Source organism: Mycobacterium canetti CIPT 140010059 (assembly GCF_000253375.1).
Classification (GTDB): Bacteria; Actinomycetota; Actinomycetes; order Mycobacteriales; family Mycobacteriaceae; genus Mycobacterium; species Mycobacterium tuberculosis.
In genome coordinates, this window is the sequence record NC_015848.1 from 964,088 (window position 1) to 983,499 (window position 19,412).

Here is a 19,412-nt window from a genome sequence, read left to right on the forward strand (position 1 = left end):
GCATGCCAGACAACACAATTCAGTGGGACAAGGATGCCGACGGCATCGTCACGCTGACCATGGACGATCCCTCCGGGTCAACCAACGTGATGAACGAGGCCTACATCGAGTCGATGGGCAAGGCCGTCGATCGCCTTGTCGCCGAAAAGGATTCGATCACCGGAGTGGTAGTCGCCAGCGCGAAGAAAACCTTCTTCGCCGGCGGCGACGTCAAGACGATGATCCAGGCCAGGCCCGAGGACGCCGGCGATGTATTCAACACCGTCGAGACCATCAAGCGGCAGCTGCGCACCTTGGAGACATTGGGTAAGCCGGTCGTCGCGGCCATCAACGGGGCGGCGTTGGGCGGCGGCCTGGAGATCGCGCTGGCGTGTCATCACCGGATCGCCGCCGACGTCAAGGGCAGCCAGCTCGGTCTGCCGGAGGTGACGCTGGGTCTGCTGCCGGGTGGCGGTGGGGTGACCCGCACGGTACGGATGTTCGGCATCCAGAACGCGTTCGTGAGCGTGCTGGCGCAAGGTACCCGGTTCAAGCCGGCCAAGGCCAAGGAGATCGGTCTGGTCGACGAGCTGGTGGCAACGGTCGAGGAGCTGGTGCCCGCCGCCAAGGCTTGGATAAAGGAGGAGCTCAAGGCCAACCCCGACGGTGCCGGGGTGCAGCCGTGGGACAAGAAGGGCTACAAGATGCCCGGCGGCACCCCGTCGTCGCCGGGTCTGGCGGCGATTTTGCCGTCGTTCCCGTCGAACCTGCGCAAGCAGCTCAAGGGTGCCCCGATGCCGGCGCCGCGGGCCATCCTGGCCGCCGCGGTCGAGGGTGCACAGGTCGACTTCGACACCGCCAGCCGCATCGAGAGCCGCTACTTCGCGTCGTTGGTCACCGGCCAGGTCGCCAAGAACATGATGCAGGCGTTCTTCTTCGACCTGCAGGCCATCAATGCCGGCGGGTCTCGGCCCGAAGGCATCGGCAAGACCCCGATCAAGAGGATCGGTGTGCTGGGTGCGGGCATGATGGGCGCCGGCATCGCCTACGTCTCTGCCAAGGCCGGCTATGAGGTGGTACTCAAAGATGTCAGCCTTGAGGCCGCCGTTAAAGGCAAGGGCTACTCCGAAAAGCTGGAGGCCAAGGCGCTGGAGCGGGGCCGCACCACACAGGAGCGCAGCGACGCCCTGCTGGCGCGCATCACCCCGACCGCCGACGCCGCCGATTTCAAGGGCGTTGATTTCGTGATCGAGGCGGTTTTTGAAAACCAGGAGCTCAAGCACAAGGTGTTCGGCGAGATCGAAGACATCGTCGAGCCCAACGCGATCCTGGGATCCAACACCTCGACGCTACCGATCACCGGTCTGGCGACCGGCGTCAAGCGGCAGGAAGATTTTATCGGGATCCACTTCTTCTCGCCGGTCGACAAGATGCCGCTGGTGGAGATCATCAAGGGCGAGAAGACTTCTGACGAGGCCCTGGCCCGGGTGTTCGACTACACCTTGGCCATCGGCAAGACCCCGATCGTGGTCAACGACAGCCGCGGCTTTTTCACCTCGCGGGTCATCGGCACGTTCGTCAACGAGGCGCTGGCGATGCTCGGTGAGGGTGTCGAGCCGGCTTCTATCGAGCAGGCGGGGTCGCAGGCCGGGTATCCGGCGCCGCCGCTGCAGCTGTCCGACGAGCTCAACTTGGAGCTGATGCACAAGATCGCCGTCGCCACCCGTAAGGGTGTTGAGGACGCCGGCGGCACGTACCAGCCGCATCCGGCGGAGGCCGTGGTGGAGAAGATGATCGAGCTCGGCCGGTCCGGCCGGCTGAAGGGCGCGGGCTTCTACGAGTACGCCGACGGCAAGCGATCCGGGTTGTGGCCCGGCTTGCGCGAGACGTTCAAGTCGGGCTCGTCGCAGCCGCCGCTGCAGGACATGATCGACCGCATGCTGTTCGCCGAGGCGCTGGAAACCCAGAAGTGCCTCGACGAGGGGGTGCTGACGTCGACGGCCGACGCCAACATCGGCTCGATCATGGGCATCGGCTTCCCGCCGTGGACAGGTGGCAGTGCCCAGTTCATCGTCGGCTACTCCGGCCCGGCCGGTACCGGTAAGGCGGCTTTCGTGGCCCGGGCCCGCGAGCTGGCGGCCGCCTACGGCGACCGCTTCCTGCCGCCGGAGTCGCTGCTAAGCTGAGCGCGAGCAGACGTAAAAGCCCCCGCACGCTCGGCGTGTCGGGGGCTTTTACGTCTGCTCGCGCAACCTAAATTGCCGGGCCCAGCAGGTCGTCGGCGTCGCGGATGATGTAACCGTAGCCCTGCTCAGCTAAAAACCGCTGCCGGTGTGCGGCGTACTCGGCATCCAGGCTGTCGCGGGCCACCACCGAGTAGAAGATGGCACCGCCCCCGTCGGCCTTGGGTCGCAATATCCGGCCGAGCCGTTGCGCCTCTTCCTGGCGTGAGCCGAATGTTCCCGAAACCTGTACCGCCACGGCGGCTTCCGGCAAGTCGATGGAGAAGTTAGCCACCTTGGACACCACGAGCGTAGCGACCTCGCCGCGGCGGAAGGCGTCGAACAGTGCCTCGCGTTCGCTGGTCCTTGTCGACCCCTGAATCACCGGAGCGTCGAGCTCGGCGCCCAGCTCGTCGAGCTGATCCAAGTACGCTCCGATGACCAGGGTCTGCTCATCCGGGTGCTTCGCCAGAATCGACTTGACCACAGCAATTTTGGTGTGCACCGTCGAGCAGATCCGGTAGCGTTCTTCGGGTTCGGCGGTGGCGTACATCATCCGCTCGCTGTCGGTCATCGTGACCCGGACTTCCACGCACTCAGCTGGCGCGATCCAGCCCTGCGCCTCAATGTCCTTCCACGGCGCGTCATAGCGCTTTGGTCCGATAAGGGAAAACACGTCGCCCTCGCGTCCGTCTTCACGGATCAACGTGGCGGTCAGCCCCAGCCGCCGTTTGGACTGCAGGTCAGCGGTCATCCGGAAGACCGGTGCCGGCAACAGGTGCACCTCGTCATAGATGATGAGCCCCCAGTCGCGGCTGTCGAACAGTTCCAGATGGCGGTACTCGCCCTTGGTGCGGCGGGTGATCATCTGGTATGTCGAGATGGTGACAGGTCGGATTTCCTTGCGTTCTCCCGAGAATTCGCCGATCTCAATTTCGGTGAGCGAGGTGCGCGCGACCAGCTCTCGTTTCCATTGCCGGGCCGCGACGATATTGGTGACCAGGATCAACGTCGTCGCGCCGGCTTTGGCCATTGCGGCCGCACCGACCAGCGTCTTGCCGGCCCCACATGGCAGCACCACCACCCCGGAGCCGCCCGCCCAGAACGAGTCCGCGGCCAGCCGCTGGTAATCGCGCAGCTGCCAGCCCTCCTGGTGCAGGCTGATCGGGTGCGCTTCACCATCGACGTAGCCGGCGAGATCCTCTGCGGGCCAACCGATCTTGAGCAGCAGCTGCTTGACCCGGCCGCGTTCGCTGGGGTGGACGACGACGGTGTCGTCATCGATGCGGGCGCCAAGCATCGGCGCGACCTTCTTGTTGCGCAGCACTTCCTCAAGCACCGCGCGGTCCAGGCTCACCAGCGTCAGGCCATGGGCCGGGTTCTTGACCAACTGCAGTCGTCCGTAGCGGGCCATGGTGTCGACGATGTCGACGAGCAAGGGTTGCGGCACCGCGTAGCGGGAGTAACTGACCAGCGCGTCGACGACTTGCTCGGCATCATGGCCGGCGGCGCGAGCATTCCACAGTGCCAGCGGTGTGATGCGGTAGGTGTGGACATGTTCGGGTGCACGTTCCAGCTCGGCGAACGGCGCGATGGCGGCGCGTGCAGCGCCGGCCAGTTCATGGTCGACTTCCAACAGCACCGTCTTATCGGACTGCACTATCAATGGTCCGTCAGTCAATGGCGCCGCTCCTCCTCATCGCTGCGCTCTGCATCGTCGCCGGCGGTAGTCAATGGCGCCGCTCCTCCTCATCGCTGCGCTCTGCATCGTCGCCGGCGGTAGTCAATGGCGCCGCTCCTCCTCATCGCTGCGCTCTGCATCGTCGCCGGCGCGGGGGTCATGGGCTCCATTATCGGTCGTGGGCCGACACCACCGACGTGATGCGGTGGATGGCGAAGTCACGCAGTCGCCCGGATGACGAGTCGAACGCCACCAGCTGGCCGCCCCGTAGCGTGATCGGTGCGACCACCCGCTGAGTGGCAACGCCGGCGGCATCGAGGTAGCTGATCACCAAGGTGGCCTGGTCCTTGGCCGCGCGCTGCAACAGCGACATGGTGACCGCCGGGTCGACGCGGACATTAGCGAACGGCGCTGCGGTCACCTCACGCAGCACGGCAACCACGGCTTTCAACGCCTCGCTATTGGGTCTCGGCGGCGGTCGGTATGGCCGGCGCCGTTGCGGTGTGGGCACCCGGGCGCCGCGGGTTCGCACGTCGACAACGGCTCCGGTGGAATCTTCGGCGGCCGGGGCAAAGCCCGCGCCGCGCAACGTGACGAGGACTTCGGATATCGGAGCGGGGGACACCGCCACCGTTGGGGCCAGGGCCCGCAGTGCCAGCCCGTCGGCTTCGGGCGCCGCCACGACCTGGGCCAGTAGCGTTGGGTCCTCGCACCGCACGAACGATGCGGCCATGCCGATCCGAAGCTGGCCGTGCCGGCGCGCGACATCGTCGATGAGATATGTAAGCCCTTGTGGTACAGGAGTTTTAGAACGATTTGCGAAGAATTCCTGCAACCAGTCGCGGGACTTGCCGACATCGAGGGCATGCCGGATCGACTGCTCGCTGACGCGGTACACCATCGCCGTGCCGGCCGATTCCACGGTGGCGACGGTGGTCAGGTCGTCGGCCAGTTCGCGCTGCAGCGGCCCTGGCACCACGACGGTCAGGTCGGCCTGCACCAGGAAGTGATCGATGGGCTTGGGCAGCGCCCGAGCCATCACGCCGACCGCGGCGGCAGGGGCAGTAGCTGGCTCTAAGGCCTCGTCCAACAGTGCGCGAGCAGGCGTGCTGATCGCCCCGCGCCCCACCAGACCCAGCGCATGGCCCTCTGTCAGCAGATCCGCGATAGGCGCAGGTTGCAATCGCCTGGCCCAACGTGGGCGGCGCCAGATCAGTGTCGCCGACGCCCGGGACGCATCGACGCCGGCGCCGGCGGGCAGCTCGGCGAGCATGCCTAGCAATAGCCGGCGATCCAGTGGGGCCGCCGTGGAGAACAGCGAATCCGACAGGGCGCCATAGGGTTTGGCGTCGGGTCCGCGGGTACCGATTAACGCCGGCCGGCCCGGAAGGTCAAGCCAGGCGCTGGCCAGCAAGTGCCAACGCTCGGCGGGTGACATCGTGGCGAATCGATCGGCGGCCACCGTTGGCGCCCAAAAAGGTCCGTCACTGTGGGGCGGTTCGGGATCGGGCATGCCGCTGGCGATCAGTCCAGCCGCGGCCGCAATCTCGAGGATTAGGCCCAGCCGCGGCTCGTCGATTCCCGTTGCCTTGGCCAGCCGCTTGAATTCACGAACCCCCAGTCCGCCGCTGCGTAGTTCGGCAACCGGTGTGGCGCCGAGGTTTTCGAGCAGTACGTCGACTTCACGCAGTAGGTCGATGACGGCTCCGGCCGCCGCAGCGTCGGCGTCGTCGGGTGTGGTGGTGGAAACTACCGGGTCCGGCGCGGTCAACTCCATCGGACCGGGTTGTTCGCCGCGCAGCACCTGCCCGACGTGGCGGGGCAAGATCACCGTTTCGGCATCGATTCGTCGCAGCAAGCCCATCGCCAGCAACCGCGGCACGGGTCGATCAGATGGCGCGCCGGGTGCGGCGTCGCGAGTGCGCCCCACGGGTGACCCTTGGAGCAATTTGTCCAGCACGTCACGCTGCGCAGGGTCGAGGCCGGCGATCAGGTCGGCGAGCTGATCCCCGGAACGCGAACTTCCCTCGAGGGTGACCTGGCCGGGATGCCACGGCAACGCCGTACCTGCGTCTGTCGCCACCCGGACTGCGGTCTCGCCCCAGGCCAGGGCACGTTGTTTAAGGTCAGCCAGCGCGCCAAGCACGTCGGCTTGGGCGGCGCGGTCGCCGATCACTGCCAGCAGCCGGGCGATCGGCACCGGTGCGGTATCTGCCTGCAGCACCAGCAGTGCGTCGAACACCGCCAGCCGCAGGAAGTCGAGCTCGTCGGTGGCCGCCTTGACCGACTGGCGGGCCTGGGCACGGGCGGCCAGCGCGGCGATGCTGCCGGGTGGTGGCTGGGCAAGGTCGGGCCGCAGCTCCAACAGCTGGGTCAGCCGTTCATCGGGCAAGGCGGCCAGCCAGGACCCCAGCGGGATATCCGGGGTGTGTTCGGTCATTGCTGATCAGCGTAGGCCGGACCAGCCTTGTGGCGTGGGCGGGTGCAAGACCTGTCAGAATGGTTTCGTGGCTGACATTGCTGAAGGTAAGGCACGCAAGACCAGGTACGTGGACCATGGTTGGCCGACCACCGATCCAGACGACCATGCGGTGAGCGAACTCGTGACCGACCGCACGGGTGCGCTATCACCCTTCGGTGAATTGACGTTCCCGGTACCGTCCGACGACCTGCCCTACATCCACCCGGTGACCGTCATCAATCGGTAAGCCGCCAGGATGGCCAGGGCTTCTGGGGCATCCGACTACCGCTCGGGCGAGCTGTCGCACCAGGATGAGCGGGGGGCAGCGCACATGGTCGATATCACCGAGAAGGCAACCACGAAGCGAACAGCCGTTGCCGCGGGCATCTTACGTACCTCGGCGCAGGTGGTGGCGCTGATCTCGACTGGCGGGCTGCCCAAAGGGGATGCGCTGGCCGCCGCGCGGGTGGCGGGCATTATGGCGGCCAAGCGCACCAGCGACCTGATCCCGCTGTGCCATCAACTCGCGCTTACCGGAGTCGACGTCGATTTCACCGTCGGCCAGTTGGATATCGAGATCACAGCGACGGTACGCAGTACCGACCGAACGGGCGTCGAGATGGAAGCGCTGACCGCTGTCAGCGTGGCCGCCCTCACGCTCTACGACATGATCAAGGCGGTCGATCCGGGCGCGCTTATCGATGACATCCGGGTGCTCCACAAAGAAGGCGGTCGTCGCGGGACCTGGACGAGGCTATGAGCACCCGGTCCGCTCGAATTGTCGTTGTGTCGAGCCGCGCGGCGGCCGGTGTGTATACCGATGATTGCGGGCCGATTATCGCTGGATGGCTTGAACAGCATGGGTTTTCGTCCGTCCAGCCGCAGGTGGTTGCCGACGGGAACCCAGTCGGCGAGGCGCTACACGACGCGGTCAACGCCGGAGTCGACGTGATCATCACTTCCGGCGGCACCGGTATCTCGCCCACCGATACTACGCCCGAACACACGGTCGCCGTGCTGGACTACGTCATTCCCGGGCTGGCCGACGCGATCCGCCGCTCCGGCCTGCCCAAGGTGCCGACATCGGTGCTGTCGCGCGGGGTGTGCGGCGTGGCTGGGCGGACCCTGATCATCAATCTGCCGGGATCGCCTGGAGGTGTACGTGACGGCCTCGGGGTGCTCGCCGATGTGCTGGACCATGCTCTCGAGCAGATCGCCGGTGGAGATCACCCGCGATGACGCAGGTCCTGCGCGCCGCGCTGACAGATCAACCGATCTTTCTGGCCGAGCACGAGGAGCTGGTGAGCCATCGGTCGGCTGGCGCCATTGTCGGGTTCGTCGGAATGATCCGCGACCGTGACGGTGGACGGGGGGTGTTGCGGCTGGAGTACTCCGCGCACCCGTCGGCCGCACAGGTCCTTGCGGATTTGGTGGCGGAGGTAGCTGAAGAGTCCAGTGGCGTGCGTGCGGTGGCGGCCAGCCACCGGATCGGCGTCTTGCAGGTCGGGGAGGCCGCCCTGGTGGCGGCGGTTGCCGCCGATCACCGGCGGGCGGCGTTTGGCACCTGTGCGCACCTGGTGGAGACCATCAAGGCGCGGCTTCCCGTGTGGAAGCACCAGTTCTTCGAGGACGGTACCGACGAATGGGTGGGTTCGGTTTAAAGTCCGGCCTCAGCCCGTCAGCCGATGACGTACGGCTGTGCGAGCGAGTCCAGCGCATCGTTGCCGCAGACGTCCTGGGCCCGAATCGCCTGCCACAGCTTCTTCGTATAGGCGATGTTCGAGACTTGGGGCGTTTCGGCGGGCGCCTCGGTGACGTCGCCGGGCGGCGGTGCGTCAGCTGGTTGGGGGTCGGGCTCGGGGAGTTCCAAATCGGTGGCAAGGCCAACCGGGCCGCCTGGAGCTGTGGCGGGCTGATCGCTCGGCGCGGTTTGCTCGTTCACCGCAGCGGGTGGTGCCAGTTCGGCGGGCGCGGGTGGCGCCAGGTCGGCGGGCGCGGGTGGCGCCAGTTCGGCGGGCGCGGGTGGCGCCAGGTCGGCGGGCGCGGGTGCCAGATCGGCGGGTGGCGCCAGTTCGGCGGGAGCTGCCGGGAGGGGTTCACCCAGCGGCGCGGGCAGGTCGTTTACGGCAAGTTCCACGGGTGGTGCCAGGTCGGCGGGCGCGGGTGGCGCCAGTTCGGCGGGCGCGGGTGGCGCCAGGTCGGCGGGCGCGGGTGCCAGATCGGCGGGTGGCGCCAGTTCGGCGGGAGCTGCCGGGAGGGGTTCACCCAGCGGCGCGGGCAGGTCGTTTACGGCAAGTTCCACGGGTGGCGCGACGTCGGCGGGCGCGGGTGGTGCCAGGTCGGCGGGTGGTGCCGGGTCGGCGGGAGCTGCCGGGAGGGGTTCACCCAGCGGTGCGGGCAGGTCGTTAGCGGCAAGTTCCACGGGTGGCGCCGGGTCGGCGGGCGGCGGGGCCAGCGGTGCTGGTTCGCCGTTGACCGCGGCCGCGTCCAACGGAGCGTCCATCGCTGCCGAAGCGGGAAGCACTTCGCGGGGTGTTGCGTTCGATAACCCGCGGCCGCACACCGGCCAGGCGCCGCGACCCTGGGTGGCCAGCACCCGCTCACCGACGGCAATCTGCTGCTCCCGGCTGGCCAGCTGAGCCGACGGGGCGAACTCGCCGCCACCATGTGCGGCCCAGGTGCTTTGAGTGAACTGCAAGCCACCGAGGTAACCGTTGCCGGTGTTGATCGACCAGTTGCCGCCCGACTCGCAGCGGGCCACCTGATCCCATTCCCCGTCGGTGGCCGCAGTCGCCTGAGCGGCCATGGCGATGCCGCCGCCACCGAGTACTGCGCCGGTAAAGGCGATCTTGGCGACGCTGACGTTGGATGTGGTGGGCTTACGGTGGCGTCCACTCATACGTTAGGTAATTCCTCTCGGTACACGCCTACGAGGTCAGCTGTCGGGTTCGGGTTGGATTCGCCGTGGAGAGGATCACCCGGCCGCGGTCGTACATCGGCGAACGACGTTGGCTTCACCCCAAGGAGCCGTATGCGGCTCCGGTCCGATCTCGGCGGACCTGGTGGGTCCCCCGCCTCCATCCGCGGTCGGAATCCCTCGCCCACTGGATGGAGTTCGGCGTGCTATCGGCGAGGGAGGGCACGTCATTTTGGGTTAGGTTGACGAGCCTCCCGAGACGGTAGCGGTTTCAGGCGATTCCGTCACGTTTAAGAAAAGTCGGCGTTTCCGTCACAATCGCCGGCAAGAACGCCAAGAAATATAGGCATTTGCGCAGGTAGTAAGCCCTCGCAATCGGAGCGTGTCCGCCCCGTTATCGTTCCGTTATGTGGGTAATGTCACATGGCCTTAGCCGCCGGCGAAAGGGGATAGTACGTCAATCGTGTCGCCGGCGGATAACGCGACGGCGTCATCTCGGACGACAATCCCGTCGCGCAGGTAGGAGCATCGACTCAACACCGTCGCGAGGCGAACATCGCGGACCGACAGGCCGTCTATCAGCTCGGCGACTGTGGCGCCAGATCGCAGGGTGACTTTCTCCGACCCGGCACCAGCGGCCGCTCGGGCGGCCGCGAAGTAGCGGACAGTCACCTGAATTCCGGCGGATTCGTCGGACACCTGCGTCACCGGTTAGCCGCCGATCGCGCTCATCGGGCGGTCGGGCTGAATGAAATCGGGGGCGTTGATGCCGTGGCCGGCGGGTTTGCTCCACATCGCGGCACGCCATGCCGCCTCGATCGCGTCGTCGTCAGCACCGCCGCGCAGTAGGCGGCGCAGGTCGGTCTCCTCGGTGGAGAACAGACAGCTGCGGATCTGGCCATCGGCGGTCAGCCGGGTGCGGTCGCACGTCGAACAGAAGGCGTGCGACACCGAGGCGATGACACCGAACCGTCCGCGTGGCGTGTTCGGTCCGGCGTCGACCAGCCAGAGTTCGGCCGGGGCCGAACCGCGCGGTGCCGGGTCGGGCCGTAGCCGGAAGTGGGGCCGCAGCGCCGCCAGCACGTCGTCGGCGCTCAGTGCGATGTTCCGCCGCCAGCTATGCCCCGCGTCCAGCGGCATCTGCTCGATGACTCGCAATTGATAACCGCGCTCTAGGCAGAACCTCAGCAGGTCGACGACATCCTCGCGGCCGGTCGTGGGGTCGAGGACGGCGTTCACCTTGACGGGTGTCAACCCGGCTGCCTTGGCGGCGGCCAAGCCGGCCAGCACATGCGCAAGCCGGTCCCGACGGGTGATAGCAGCGAAGTGGGCGCGGTCGATGCTATCCAGCGAGACGTTGACCCGGTCCAGGCCCGCTTCGGCCAGGGCGCCCGCCCGCCGCGCCAGTCCCACCCCGTTGGTGGTCAGCGAGATCTCCGGGCGCGGCCGCAGCCTAGCTGTCGCTGCGACCACCTCGTCGAGGTGGTGGGCCAATAGCGGCTCGCCGCCGGTGAACCGCACGCTGGTGACGCCGAGCCGAGTTACCGCGATGTGTATCAGCCTGGCCAGTTCGTCGGGCCGCAGCAGTTGCTCGCCGGGCAGCCACCTCAGCCCTCGCTCAGGCATGCAGTAGCTGCACCGCAGGTTGCAGCGGTCGGTTAGCGACACCCGCAGATCGTTGGCGACCCGGCCGAACGTGTCCACCAAAGGGCCAGTGGTGGGTACGACCCGCGGGTCGGCAATGCCGTTGGTGCGGCTGCGCAGCGCCGGCATGCCCAGCGCGGTCAGTGTCATGTGGGCACCTGTGAGTTGACCCCGACGATGTCCTTGCCCAGCGGCACCAGCGACACCGGGATCAGTTTCAAGTTGGCCAGTGCTAGCGGAATGCCGATGATCGTGACTGCCATTGCCGCGGCACTCACCAAATGCCCGAGGGCCAGCCAGATCCCGAACAGCAGCACCCAGATGACGTTGCCGATCAAGGCCCCGGTCCCGGCGGTTGGCTTTTCGACGATCGTCCGGCCGAACGGCCACAACGCGTACGACGCGATGCGCAGCGCCGCGAAGCCAAACGGAATGGTGACGATGAGCACGAAGCAGACAAGCGCCGCCGCCAGGTACCCGAGGGCCAGCCAGAGGCCACCGAACACCAACCAGATAACGTTCAGGATTAGGCGCATATCTCCTCCAGCGGTAGTGCAAGCCTACCGAGTGGCGGGTAAACGGGGGTGCTCGGCGGCCAACCATCCGAGTAGGATCTTCAGATCGTCATCGCGTCCCGCGCAGGAGGGGCGCGTCTTCTGTTGCCAATCTAGCGACCCGTCAGACAAGCAGGTGAGACCAGTGCCGACCGGCAAGGTGAAGTGGTACGACCCCGACAAAGGGTTCGGCTTCCTGTCGCAAGAGGACGGCGAGGACGTCTACGTCCGCTCCTCGGCGTTGCCCACGGGTGTCGAGGCACTCAAAGCCGGGCAGCGGGTGGAATTTGGCGTCGCCTCCGGGCGGCGCGGACCGCAGGCATTGAGTCTCAGGTTGATCGAACCGCCGCCCAGCCTTTCCCGGCCGCGCCGTGAGCCGGCGGCCGAGCACAAGCACAGCCCTGATGAGCTGCACGGCATGGTCGAGGACATGATCACCTTGCTGGAAAGCACCGTGCAGCCGGAGCTACGTAAGGGGCGCTACCCGGATCGCAAGACTGCTCGCCGGGTCGCCGAGGTTGTCCGGGCGGTGGCGCGCGAGTTCGAGGCCTAACTCGGGTCGACGACGCGTGCCGTGTTCCCGTGCACCATCCGTTGCCACATTCGGGTTGACGCGACGGCAGCCGGTTAGCCAGGTTGGCCGGGTAGGCCGGCACTGGGCGTTGTCTATCAGCGGGCGACCCAGCAGCGTCTGCGTGCGCGGTTGTCACATTCAACGCTTGCTGCAGCGGGGAGGCATTTGCCGCCTCGGCGCTGCCATATGCGCCCGCAGCCGTGCTCAAGGCCTGGATACGCCGCTCATGAAACGCCGCCGTCTGCGTGCTAAGCGTCGGGTGTGCCCGGAAAATAGCGATGCCACGGCTGCCGACAGCTCGTCGGCGCCCGCGGCCGGCACCGCGGTTGTCTGGGCCAGTGCCGCGGCGTTGGCCGCGCTCAACGCCGAGCCGATCTGCGCCAAATTGGTTGCTGCCGCTGCCACCATCTCCGGTGTCGCCAGTACGTACGACATCGCTGTCCTGCCACATCGTCATCGTTGACCGGTCGACAGATATTTACGCTGGCGTGATTACGGCTTGGCGTCTCCGGTTTCTATTTCTTGACATGGAGAGTTCGGTGGCCGCGACTTCGTGACTGGGTTTTCCTGCCATTGCACCGCTTCCCGCGTCCGCAAACGGCGCCACGTAGTATTCGGACAGGTACTGGCAGGTAACCTTCGAAGCGATTCGTCAGCGAGGAGGCGGCGATGGCACAGCAAACGCAGGTCACCGAGGAGCAAGCGCGGGCCCTTGCCGAGGAATCTCGCGAAAGTGGTTGGGATAAACCGTCCTTCGCTAAAGAACTCTTTCTCGGCCGTTTTCCGTTAGGGCTCATACACCCATTTCCCAAGCCGTCCGACGCCGAGGAGGCCCGAACCGAGGCGTTTTTGGTCAAACTGCGGGAATTCCTCGACACCGTGGACGGCAGCGTCATCGAGCGTGATGCCCAGATCCCCGACGAGTACGTGAAAGGCTTGGCGGAGCTGGGCTGTTTCGGCTTGAAAATTCCGTCCGAGTACGGCGGGTTGAACATGTCGCAAGTCGCCTACAACCGCGTACTGATGATGGTCACGACGGTTCATTCCAGTCTGGGCGCGTTGTTGTCGGCGCATCAGTCGATCGGGGTACCAGAACCGCTCAAGCTTGCCGGGACTGCCGAACAGAAGCGGCGGTTCTTACCGCGGTGCGCGGCCGGCGCCATATCGGCCTTTTTGCTCACCGAACCCGATGTGGGCTCCGATCCGGCGCGCATGGCATCGACGGCGACGCCGATCGACGACGGCCAGGCTTACGAGCTTGAGGGTGTGAAGTTGTGGACCACCAACGGTGTGGTCGCCGACCTGCTAGTGGTTATGGCCCGGGTACCGCGCAGTGAAGGGCACCGAGGGGGAATCAGCGCCTTTGTCGTCGAGGCTGATTCGCCCGGGATCACCGTGGAGCGGCGCAACACGTTCATGGGACTGCGTGGCATCGAAAACGGCGTGACCCGGCTCCATCGCGTCAGGGTGCCCAAAGAAAACCTGATCGGCAGGGAAGGCGACGGCCTGAAGATCGCGCTGACCACACTCAACGCCGGAAGGCTGTCCTTGCCGGCGATCGCAACCGGAGTTGCCAAGCAGTCGCTGAAGATAGCGCGGGAATGGTCCCGCGAGCGGGTGCAGTGGGGCAAGCCGGTTGGCCAACATGAAGCGGTGGCCAGCAAGATCTCTTTCATCGCCGCCACCAACTACGCGCTCGATGCGGTGGTCGAGATGTCCAGTCAGATGGCCGACGAAGGCCGCAACGACATCCGGATCGAGGCTGCGCTGGCTAAATTGTGGGCCAGCGAGATGGCCTGCCTGGTCGCCGATGAGCTGATGCAGATCCGCGGTGGCCGGGGCTACGAGACCGCCGAGTCCCTCGCCGCGCGCGGCGAGCGTGCGGCACCAGTGGAGCAGATGGTGCGGGACCTGCGGATCAACCGGATCTTCGAAGGGTCCAGTGAGATCATGCGGCTACTCATTGCGCGTGAAGCCGTCGACGCGCACCTCACTGCCGCGGGCGATCTCGCGAACCCGAAAGCCGACCTCCGCCAGAAGGCCGCGGCGGCGGCTGGTGCCAGCGGGTTCTACGCCAAGTGGTTGCCGAAGCTGGTTTTCGGCGAAGGTCAACTACCCACCACGTATCGCGAGTTCGGCGCCCTGGCGACACATCTGCGTTTTGTCGAACGCGCGTCGCGCAAATTGGCCCGCAATACCTTCTACGGGATGGCGCGCTGGCAGGCCAGCCTGGAGAAAAAGCAAGGATTCCTCGGCCGCATCGTGGATATCGGCGCCGAGCTGTTCGCCATGTCTGCGGTGTGTGTTCGCGCCGAGGCGCAGCGAACAGCAGATCCGGTCGAGGGGGAGCAGGCATACGAACTGGCCGAGGCGTTTTGCCAACAGGCCACACTGCGGGTGGAGGCACTGTTCCACGCGTTGTGGTCCAACACCGACAGCATCGACGTTCGGTTGGCACACAATGTGCTGGAGGGCCGCTACACCTGGCTGGAGCAAGGGATACTCGACCAGTCCGAAGGCACCGGACCGTGGATCGCGTCCTGGGAACCGGGTCCATCCACCGAGGCCAATCTGGCTCGGCGGTTCTTGACGGTGTCTAGATCGAGCGAAGCGAAACTTTAGGGCGCCCGCGTGGCCGGTTATGTCTGCAGAACCGGCGAATTCAACCGCGACGTGGCTCATCGCTTCCAACGATCGCTTCGGCACCGGCCCTCGGACGCAGAGTGGGTCGCCGGTGGCATGGAGCGTATCCCTTCGGTGACGACACCGTATAGCTGACGGAGGAGCCGTGGCTTCGTCAAAAGGTCAGGCGCACAGACCATTCCGCGTGCGGAACGTCGTGTAGTTCACCCGAGTGGTCGACCACCAACGTCAGCAACTGCACGACAATCCCGGTCAGCCGCCCGCGCTGCGGGTCGACAGTGGGGATGGTGACCGCCAACCGGGTGTCCGGCCGAAACAAGGTGCTGGTGGTGTTGGCGGGGTCCTGGTATACCTGCAGCAAACGCCACGGCGCCCGGGAAATGACTTCGGGTACCGAGAGCTGCACGGGATAGCGTTCGCTTACCGGCAATTCGCCCTGCGCCTGCGGGGTCTGACAGTCGTCGAGGTCGACCACGTTGCAGTACAAATAGGGCCCCACGCGGGTCAGGTGCCCGTGCGAGTAAGCGCTGATCTCGGGTTGCTGCGGACCGTGTCCGCGTACTAGCAGCCATGCACCGGCCCCGGCCGCCACCGAGAGCAGAATCACCAGGATCACCGGCAGCGTTGCGACACCGCGCTTCACTGCGGCGCCACCGCCGCACCACGACGGGTGGTTTCTTGCTCGGCCATCACGGGCCGATTACCGCCCAGGCCAGGGATCAGCGAATCGCCGCGGAAGCTGACGATGGTCTGAGCCAGACCCAGGATCAGCAGCGCGCTCACCGCAGTGAAGCCCACCCACAGCTCGGTGTACACCAACACGCCCACAGCGCCGCCCAGCACCCAGGCCAGCTGAAGAGTCGACTCGGAACGCCCAAACCCCGATGCCCGCGACTCCTCGGGCAGGTCGTGCTGCAACGAGGCGTCCAGCGAGGCTTTAGCAATGGCACTGGACCCTGCCGTGATCAGGGTGGCAATCGCTGTCGCTGCCAGGCTGCCGGCCACCGCGGCCGCGATGGCTAACACGGTAACTAGCACGGTGCAGCGCACCACCAGCACAGCTGGCCTGCCTAGCTGCAGGCGTGCGCTGGTGAAATTGCCGGCGAAGTTGCCGACCGCGGCCGCCGCGCCGATCAGGCCCAGCATGCCCAATTGCACCCACCCGTTGGCTTCGTGCGCCTTGGCGACAAACGCCGGATACAAGAACAGAAAGCCGACCATCACCTTGATGGTGCAGTTACCCCACAGGGAGGTAATGATGTTGCGGCCCAACGGTTGTCGGAGTGTTCCGCCGAGGTTCTTGACTTCCTCCGGCCAGCGTCGCCGTAGTCTGCCCCTATCCCGGTGGTAGCTCAATGTGGCCGGGACCTCACCGCTGGTCACCTCGACCCAGCGCGGAATGCGCATCGACAGCGAAGCGCCAGCGATGGTGATCGCGACGACGACGAACAACGCGCCGGGTAGCTGGAACAGGTGGGTGCAGACGAATTCGACTCCGGCCGCAATCGCGCCACCAGCGATGGTGCCGCCGAGCAGGCCGAACACGGTCAGCCGTGAGTTGACCCGGACCAAGTCGATGGTTGGCGGCATCACCCTCGGTGTCACTGCGCTGCGCAGCACGCTGAACGACTTCGAGAACACCATCATGGCCAGGGCACAGGGATAGAGCACCCATGACGGGAAGCTGCCGGTGGCGCCGTCGTAGTTCATGATCAGCACCACCGCCAACGCGGTCCGAAGTCCGAATGACAGCGCCAAGGCGACGCGACGGCCATGCTGCAGCCGGTCGAGTGCCGGACCGATGAGTGGAGCGATCACGGCGAACGGCGCGATGGTGATCAACAGGTACAAGGCGACCCTGGACTTGCTCTCCCCGCTGGCGGCCGCAAAGAATAGTGTGTTTGCCAGTGCTACCGCCATTGCCGAGTCGACCGCGAAGTTCGCCATTACCGGCCAGGTCAATGCCGTCAGTCCAGACTTGTCGGCGCCGTCTGCGGTAGCGGCCCGGTGCACCAGCAAGTACATCCGAGAACCCATTTCGCGGCTGCGCATGGCCGCGGCGCGGGTGACGGTGATCCGCTCGCCCGCCCTTGTAGTCCGTGGCGGTACGCGGCTGCGTTCAGGTTCGGGCTGCTCGCCCAGCGGCGGGAGATAGCGGTTGGCGCTGGGCATCGGCGGAGGTCGACGCGATCGGCGATAGTTGGCGTCGTCGGGAGGGTAGTTGGCCATGCCAGGGTGCCCGTTGACCGATCCGTTTCGGGTCCGGCGGCCCGGGGTTGGGGCCGTCCGGCCCGGATGATCACCTCGCCGTCCGGACACAAATCAATTCTGTCCTATCCGGACTCCTGGCGTAGCCAACCGGGTGTGGCTTGCCGGCCGTGTCTTCCGGCAGTATTGGAAGCGCGTTACAGAGAGGGGACAGCGTGACCGGGCCCACCGAGGAGTCTGCCGTGGCGACTGTGGCCGACTGGCCCGAGGGGTTAGCGGCGGTGCTCAGGGGTGCGGCCGACCAAGCCAGGGCCGCCGTTGTGGAGTTCAGCGGCCCGGAGGCGGTGGGAGACTACCTGGGCCTCAGCTACGAGGATGGCAACGCCGCCACCCACCGGTTCATCGCGCATCTGCCTGGCTACCAGGGATGGCAATGGGCCGTCGTGGTGGCGAGCTATTCCGGTGCGGACCATGCCACGATCAGCGAGGTGGTGCTGGTCCCGGGGCCTACCGCACTGCTGGCGCCGGATTGGGTGCCGTGGGAGCAACGGGTGCGGCCGGGAGACTTGAGCCCCGGAGATCTGCTGGCGCCGGCGAAGGATGATCCGCGGCTGGTTCCGGGTTACACCGCCAGTGGTGATGCGCAGGTTGACGAGACCGCCGCAGAGATCGGGTTGGGTCGGCGCTGGGTGATGAGCGCCTGGGGTCGCGCCCAGTCGGCCCAACGGTGGCACGACGGCGACTATGGTCCCGGCTCTGCTATGGCGCGGTCGACGAAACGCGTCTGCCGCGACTGCGGTTTCTTCCTGCCGCTGGCCGGGTCGCTGGGCGCAATGTTCGGGGTATGTGGTAACGAACTGTCCGCTGACGGGCATGTTGTCGATAGGCAATACGGCTGTGGCGCCCATTCCGACACCACTGCGCCGGCCGGTGGCAGCACACCCATTTATGAGCCGTACGACGACGGTGTGCTCGACATCATCGAGAAGCCGGCTGAATCATAGGTTTTCTCTCACCCGCTGTTCCCTACTTTTTTTTTTGGGGGGGGGGGGGTCACCAGTCGAAGAAACCCGACTGATTATCACCCGTATTGAACACTCCCGAGCTGTTGTCGCCCGAGTTCGCCACACCTGAAGTCTGGAGGGTGCCCGTATTGGCCAAGCCCGAGGTGAATCTGCCCACGTTGAAGAAGCCCGAGTTAAACGCGGTGCCTGCATTCTGGAAGCCGGAGCTAGTGTCGCTCGCGTTTCCGAAGCCGGAGCTGCCGTTGCCCAAGTTCTGGAAGCCGGAGCCACTGTTGCCGGAGTTAAAGAAGCCCGAGTGACCGGTGCCCGTGTTGCCGAAGCCCGAGTTCGCGACGCCTTGAGTGACCGGGCTGCCGATGCCGGTGTTCAGGTCCCCCGAGTTGAAGCCGCCCGTGTTGGTGTCGCCCGAATTACCCCATCCCGTGTTGTCGTCGCCGTCGTTTCCGAAGCCGAGGTTTCCAGAACCTTCGTTTCCACTGCCGATGTTGAGGAAGCCGGCATTTCCGCTGCCGAAGTTGGTGTTGCCGTCGTTTCCGTTGCCGAAGTTGAAGAAGCCGGCGTTTCCGCTGCCCAGGTTTGCATTGCCGATGTTGCCGTTGCCGAGGTTGGCGTTGCCGATATTCCCGATGCCGAAGTTGTAGTCGCCGGTGTTGCCGCTGCCCACGTTGTTGTTGCCGATGTTGCCGATGCCCAAGAAGTTCCCCACGCCGATGTTCTCGACGCCCAGGGCCGGGATCGCGAGCGCTGCTGGGACCCCCACCGCACCGGCCGGCGCGGCGGTCACCACGGGCGGCAAGACACTCAGCAGCTGCTGCCACGGGGTCAACTGCGAAGCCACCGTCGAGGCTTCACCGTGATAACCCACCATCGCCGCCACATCCTGTGCCCACAACTGCTCATAGGACGCCTCGGTCGCTGCGATCGCTGGCAAATTCTGCCCAAACAGATTCGAGAGCACCAACGACAGCAACTGGTTGCGATTGGCCGCCACCAATGCTGGATGTGCGGTCGCTGCCCGCGCGGCCTCATATACTGCGGCCGCAGCCTTGGCCCCGGCAGCCGCCCCCTCAGCGCGTGCCGTCGCCGCGTTCAGCCAACTCAGATACGGTGCGGCCGCGGCCGCCGCCGGACCCTGCCACGCCGAACCCGGCCCAGCCGTTAGGCCTGAGATCAGCAACGAAAACGAGGCCGCTGCCATCCCCAGCTCGGCGGCCAGCCCATCCCAGGCCACGGCCGGCGTCAGCATCGGGGCCGGCCCCGCACCGGCGTAGATCCGCGCCGAATTAACCTCCGGCGGCAACACCATGAAATTCATCACGCCATCCCTTCTCAGCTGGCCACCCCCGGCCTAGCCACCACGACGGCGGGACCCGGCTGCCGCGATCCGCGCCGGCGGGCCTCGGTCGACTACAGTGGCGCGATCGCTCGACAACTTGAGCACCTTGGCAAACGACTGTATGTCCAATCGCGGCACATTGTTGGGGTTTTCATCGAAATCCTGTCG

16 protein-coding genes, 3 pseudogenes and 1 riboswitch are annotated in these 19,412 nt (G+C 66.0%); of the genes and pseudogenes, 8 read left to right on the top strand and 11 right to left on the bottom strand.

Annotation, left to right across the window (positions count from 1 at the left end):
* Positions 1-2: 2 nt before the first annotated feature.
* On the top strand, positions 3-2,165 hold the full coding sequence (fadB, locus tag MCAN_RS04500; protein ID WP_014000468.1) for a fatty oxidation protein FadB: 2,163 nt from the start codon (positions 3-5) through the stop codon (positions 2,163-2,165).
* Positions 2,166-2,232: 67 nt separating this feature from the next.
* Here fadB and MCAN_RS04505 read toward each other — a convergent pair whose 3' ends face one another.
* The 3 genes and pseudogenes from MCAN_RS04505 to MCAN_RS04510 form a co-directional block, all read right to left on the bottom strand.
* Positions 2,233-3,882, bottom strand: a complete 1,650-nt coding sequence (locus tag MCAN_RS04505) for a DNA repair helicase XPB (RefSeq protein ID WP_041180031.1) — start codon at positions 3,880-3,882, stop codon at positions 2,233-2,235.
* Positions 3,883-3,948: 66 nt separating this feature from the next.
* Positions 3,949-4,043, bottom strand: a pseudogene (locus MCAN_RS24065) (sirohydrochlorin chelatase); the annotation flags it as partial.
* A gap of 8 nt (positions 4,044-4,051) precedes the next feature.
* Positions 4,052-6,322: a helicase-associated domain-containing protein gene (locus tag MCAN_RS04510; protein WP_014000470.1), complete on the bottom strand. Its 2,271-nt coding sequence runs from the start codon at positions 6,320-6,322 to the stop codon at positions 4,052-4,054.
* Between the two features lie 67 nt (positions 6,323-6,389).
* Here MCAN_RS04510 and MCAN_RS04515 point away from each other — a divergent pair, with 67 nt between their 5' ends.
* The 4 genes from MCAN_RS04515 to moaE2 are packed head-to-tail and all read left to right on the top strand — an operon-like array spanning position 6,390 to position 8,004.
* Positions 6,390-6,590, top strand: coding sequence for a hypothetical protein (locus MCAN_RS04515; protein ID WP_003911329.1), 201 nt, complete (start codon positions 6,390-6,392; stop codon positions 6,588-6,590).
* Between the two features lie 9 nt (positions 6,591-6,599).
* Complete coding sequence (gene moaC, locus MCAN_RS04520; protein ID WP_014000471.1) at positions 6,600-7,103, top strand: cyclic pyranopterin monophosphate synthase MoaC; 504 nt, start codon at positions 6,600-6,602, stop codon at positions 7,101-7,103.
* Entirely contained in the window at positions 7,100-7,582 is a 483-nt protein-coding gene (locus MCAN_RS04525; protein WP_003404549.1) for a MogA/MoaB family molybdenum cofactor biosynthesis protein, read from the top strand. Before moaC ends, MCAN_RS04525 begins: the two co-directional genes overlap by 4 nt.
* Positions 7,579-8,004 carry a molybdopterin synthase subunit MoaE2 gene (gene moaE2 / locus MCAN_RS04530; RefSeq protein WP_003404552.1) on the top strand — a complete coding sequence of 142 codons (426 nt, stop codon included), beginning with the start codon at positions 7,579-7,581 and terminating at the stop codon, positions 8,002-8,004. The genes MCAN_RS04525 and moaE2 overlap by 4 nt, the downstream gene beginning before the upstream one ends.
* 17 nt (positions 8,005-8,021) lie before the next feature.
* Here moaE2 and rpfA read toward each other — a convergent pair whose 3' ends face one another.
* From rpfA to MCAN_RS04550, 4 genes are all read right to left on the bottom strand, one after another.
* Positions 8,022-9,242, bottom strand: a complete 1,221-nt coding sequence (gene rpfA / locus MCAN_RS04535) for a resuscitation-promoting factor RpfA (RefSeq protein ID WP_014000472.1) — start codon at positions 9,240-9,242, stop codon at positions 8,022-8,024.
* Between the two features lie 9 nt (positions 9,243-9,251).
* A riboswitch (cyclic di-AMP (ydaO/yuaA leader) is annotated at positions 9,252-9,474 on the bottom strand.
* A gap of 215 nt (positions 9,475-9,689) precedes the next feature.
* Positions 9,690-9,968, bottom strand: a complete 279-nt coding sequence (gene moaD2 / locus MCAN_RS04540) for a molybdopterin synthase subunit MoaD2 (RefSeq protein WP_014000473.1) — start codon at positions 9,966-9,968, stop codon at positions 9,690-9,692.
* A 3-nt stretch (positions 9,969-9,971) separates the two neighbouring features.
* The gene (gene moaA / locus MCAN_RS04545; RefSeq protein ID WP_003404564.1) at positions 9,972-11,054 is read right to left on the bottom strand and encodes a GTP 3',8-cyclase MoaA; all 1,083 of its coding nucleotides are present in this window, start codon (positions 11,052-11,054) and stop codon (positions 9,972-9,974) included.
* Entirely contained in the window at positions 11,051-11,440 is a 390-nt protein-coding gene (locus MCAN_RS04550) for a YccF domain-containing protein (protein WP_014000474.1), read from the bottom strand. The genes moaA and MCAN_RS04550 overlap by 4 nt, the downstream gene beginning before the upstream one ends.
* A gap of 163 nt (positions 11,441-11,603) precedes the next feature.
* On the opposite strand from MCAN_RS04550, the gene MCAN_RS04555 reads away from it, so the two are divergent.
* Positions 11,604-12,011, top strand: coding sequence for a cold-shock protein (locus MCAN_RS04555; protein ID WP_014000475.1), 408 nt, complete (start codon positions 11,604-11,606; stop codon positions 12,009-12,011).
* Positions 12,012-12,119: 108 nt separating this feature from the next.
* Here the strand turns inward: MCAN_RS04555 and MCAN_RS21080 are convergent.
* Positions 12,120-12,467, bottom strand: a pseudogene (locus tag MCAN_RS21080) (PE family protein); the annotation flags it as partial.
* A 234-nt stretch (positions 12,468-12,701) separates the two neighbouring features.
* On the opposite strand from MCAN_RS21080, the gene MCAN_RS04565 reads away from it, so the two are divergent.
* Positions 12,702-14,654 (top strand): acyl-CoA dehydrogenase family protein, encoded by a 1,953-nt coding sequence (locus MCAN_RS04565; RefSeq protein WP_014000476.1) that lies wholly within the window; start codon positions 12,702-12,704, stop codon positions 14,652-14,654.
* A gap of 175 nt (positions 14,655-14,829) precedes the next feature.
* On the opposite strand, the gene MCAN_RS04570 is transcribed toward MCAN_RS04565, so the two are convergent.
* Both MCAN_RS04570 and MCAN_RS04575 read right to left on the bottom strand, forming a co-directional pair.
* Complete coding sequence (locus MCAN_RS04570; RefSeq protein WP_014000477.1) at positions 14,830-15,318, bottom strand: DUF2771 domain-containing protein; 489 nt, start codon at positions 15,316-15,318, stop codon at positions 14,830-14,832.
* On the bottom strand, positions 15,315-16,904 hold the full coding sequence (locus MCAN_RS04575; RefSeq protein ID WP_014000478.1) for an MFS transporter: 1,590 nt from the start codon (positions 16,902-16,904) through the stop codon (positions 15,315-15,317). The genes MCAN_RS04570 and MCAN_RS04575 overlap by 4 nt, the downstream gene beginning before the upstream one ends.
* 194 nt (positions 16,905-17,098) lie before the next feature.
* Between MCAN_RS04575 and MCAN_RS04580 the strand changes: the two genes are divergently transcribed.
* A complete protein-coding gene (locus MCAN_RS04580; protein WP_014000479.1) occupies positions 17,099-17,887 on the top strand; it encodes a DUF3027 domain-containing protein in 789 nt (262 codons plus the stop codon).
* A gap of 8 nt (positions 17,888-17,895) precedes the next feature.
* Here the strand turns inward: MCAN_RS04580 and MCAN_RS04585 are convergent.
* Positions 17,896-19,223, bottom strand: a pseudogene (locus tag MCAN_RS04585) (PPE family protein).
* Between the last annotated feature and the right edge of the window lie 189 nt (positions 19,224-19,412).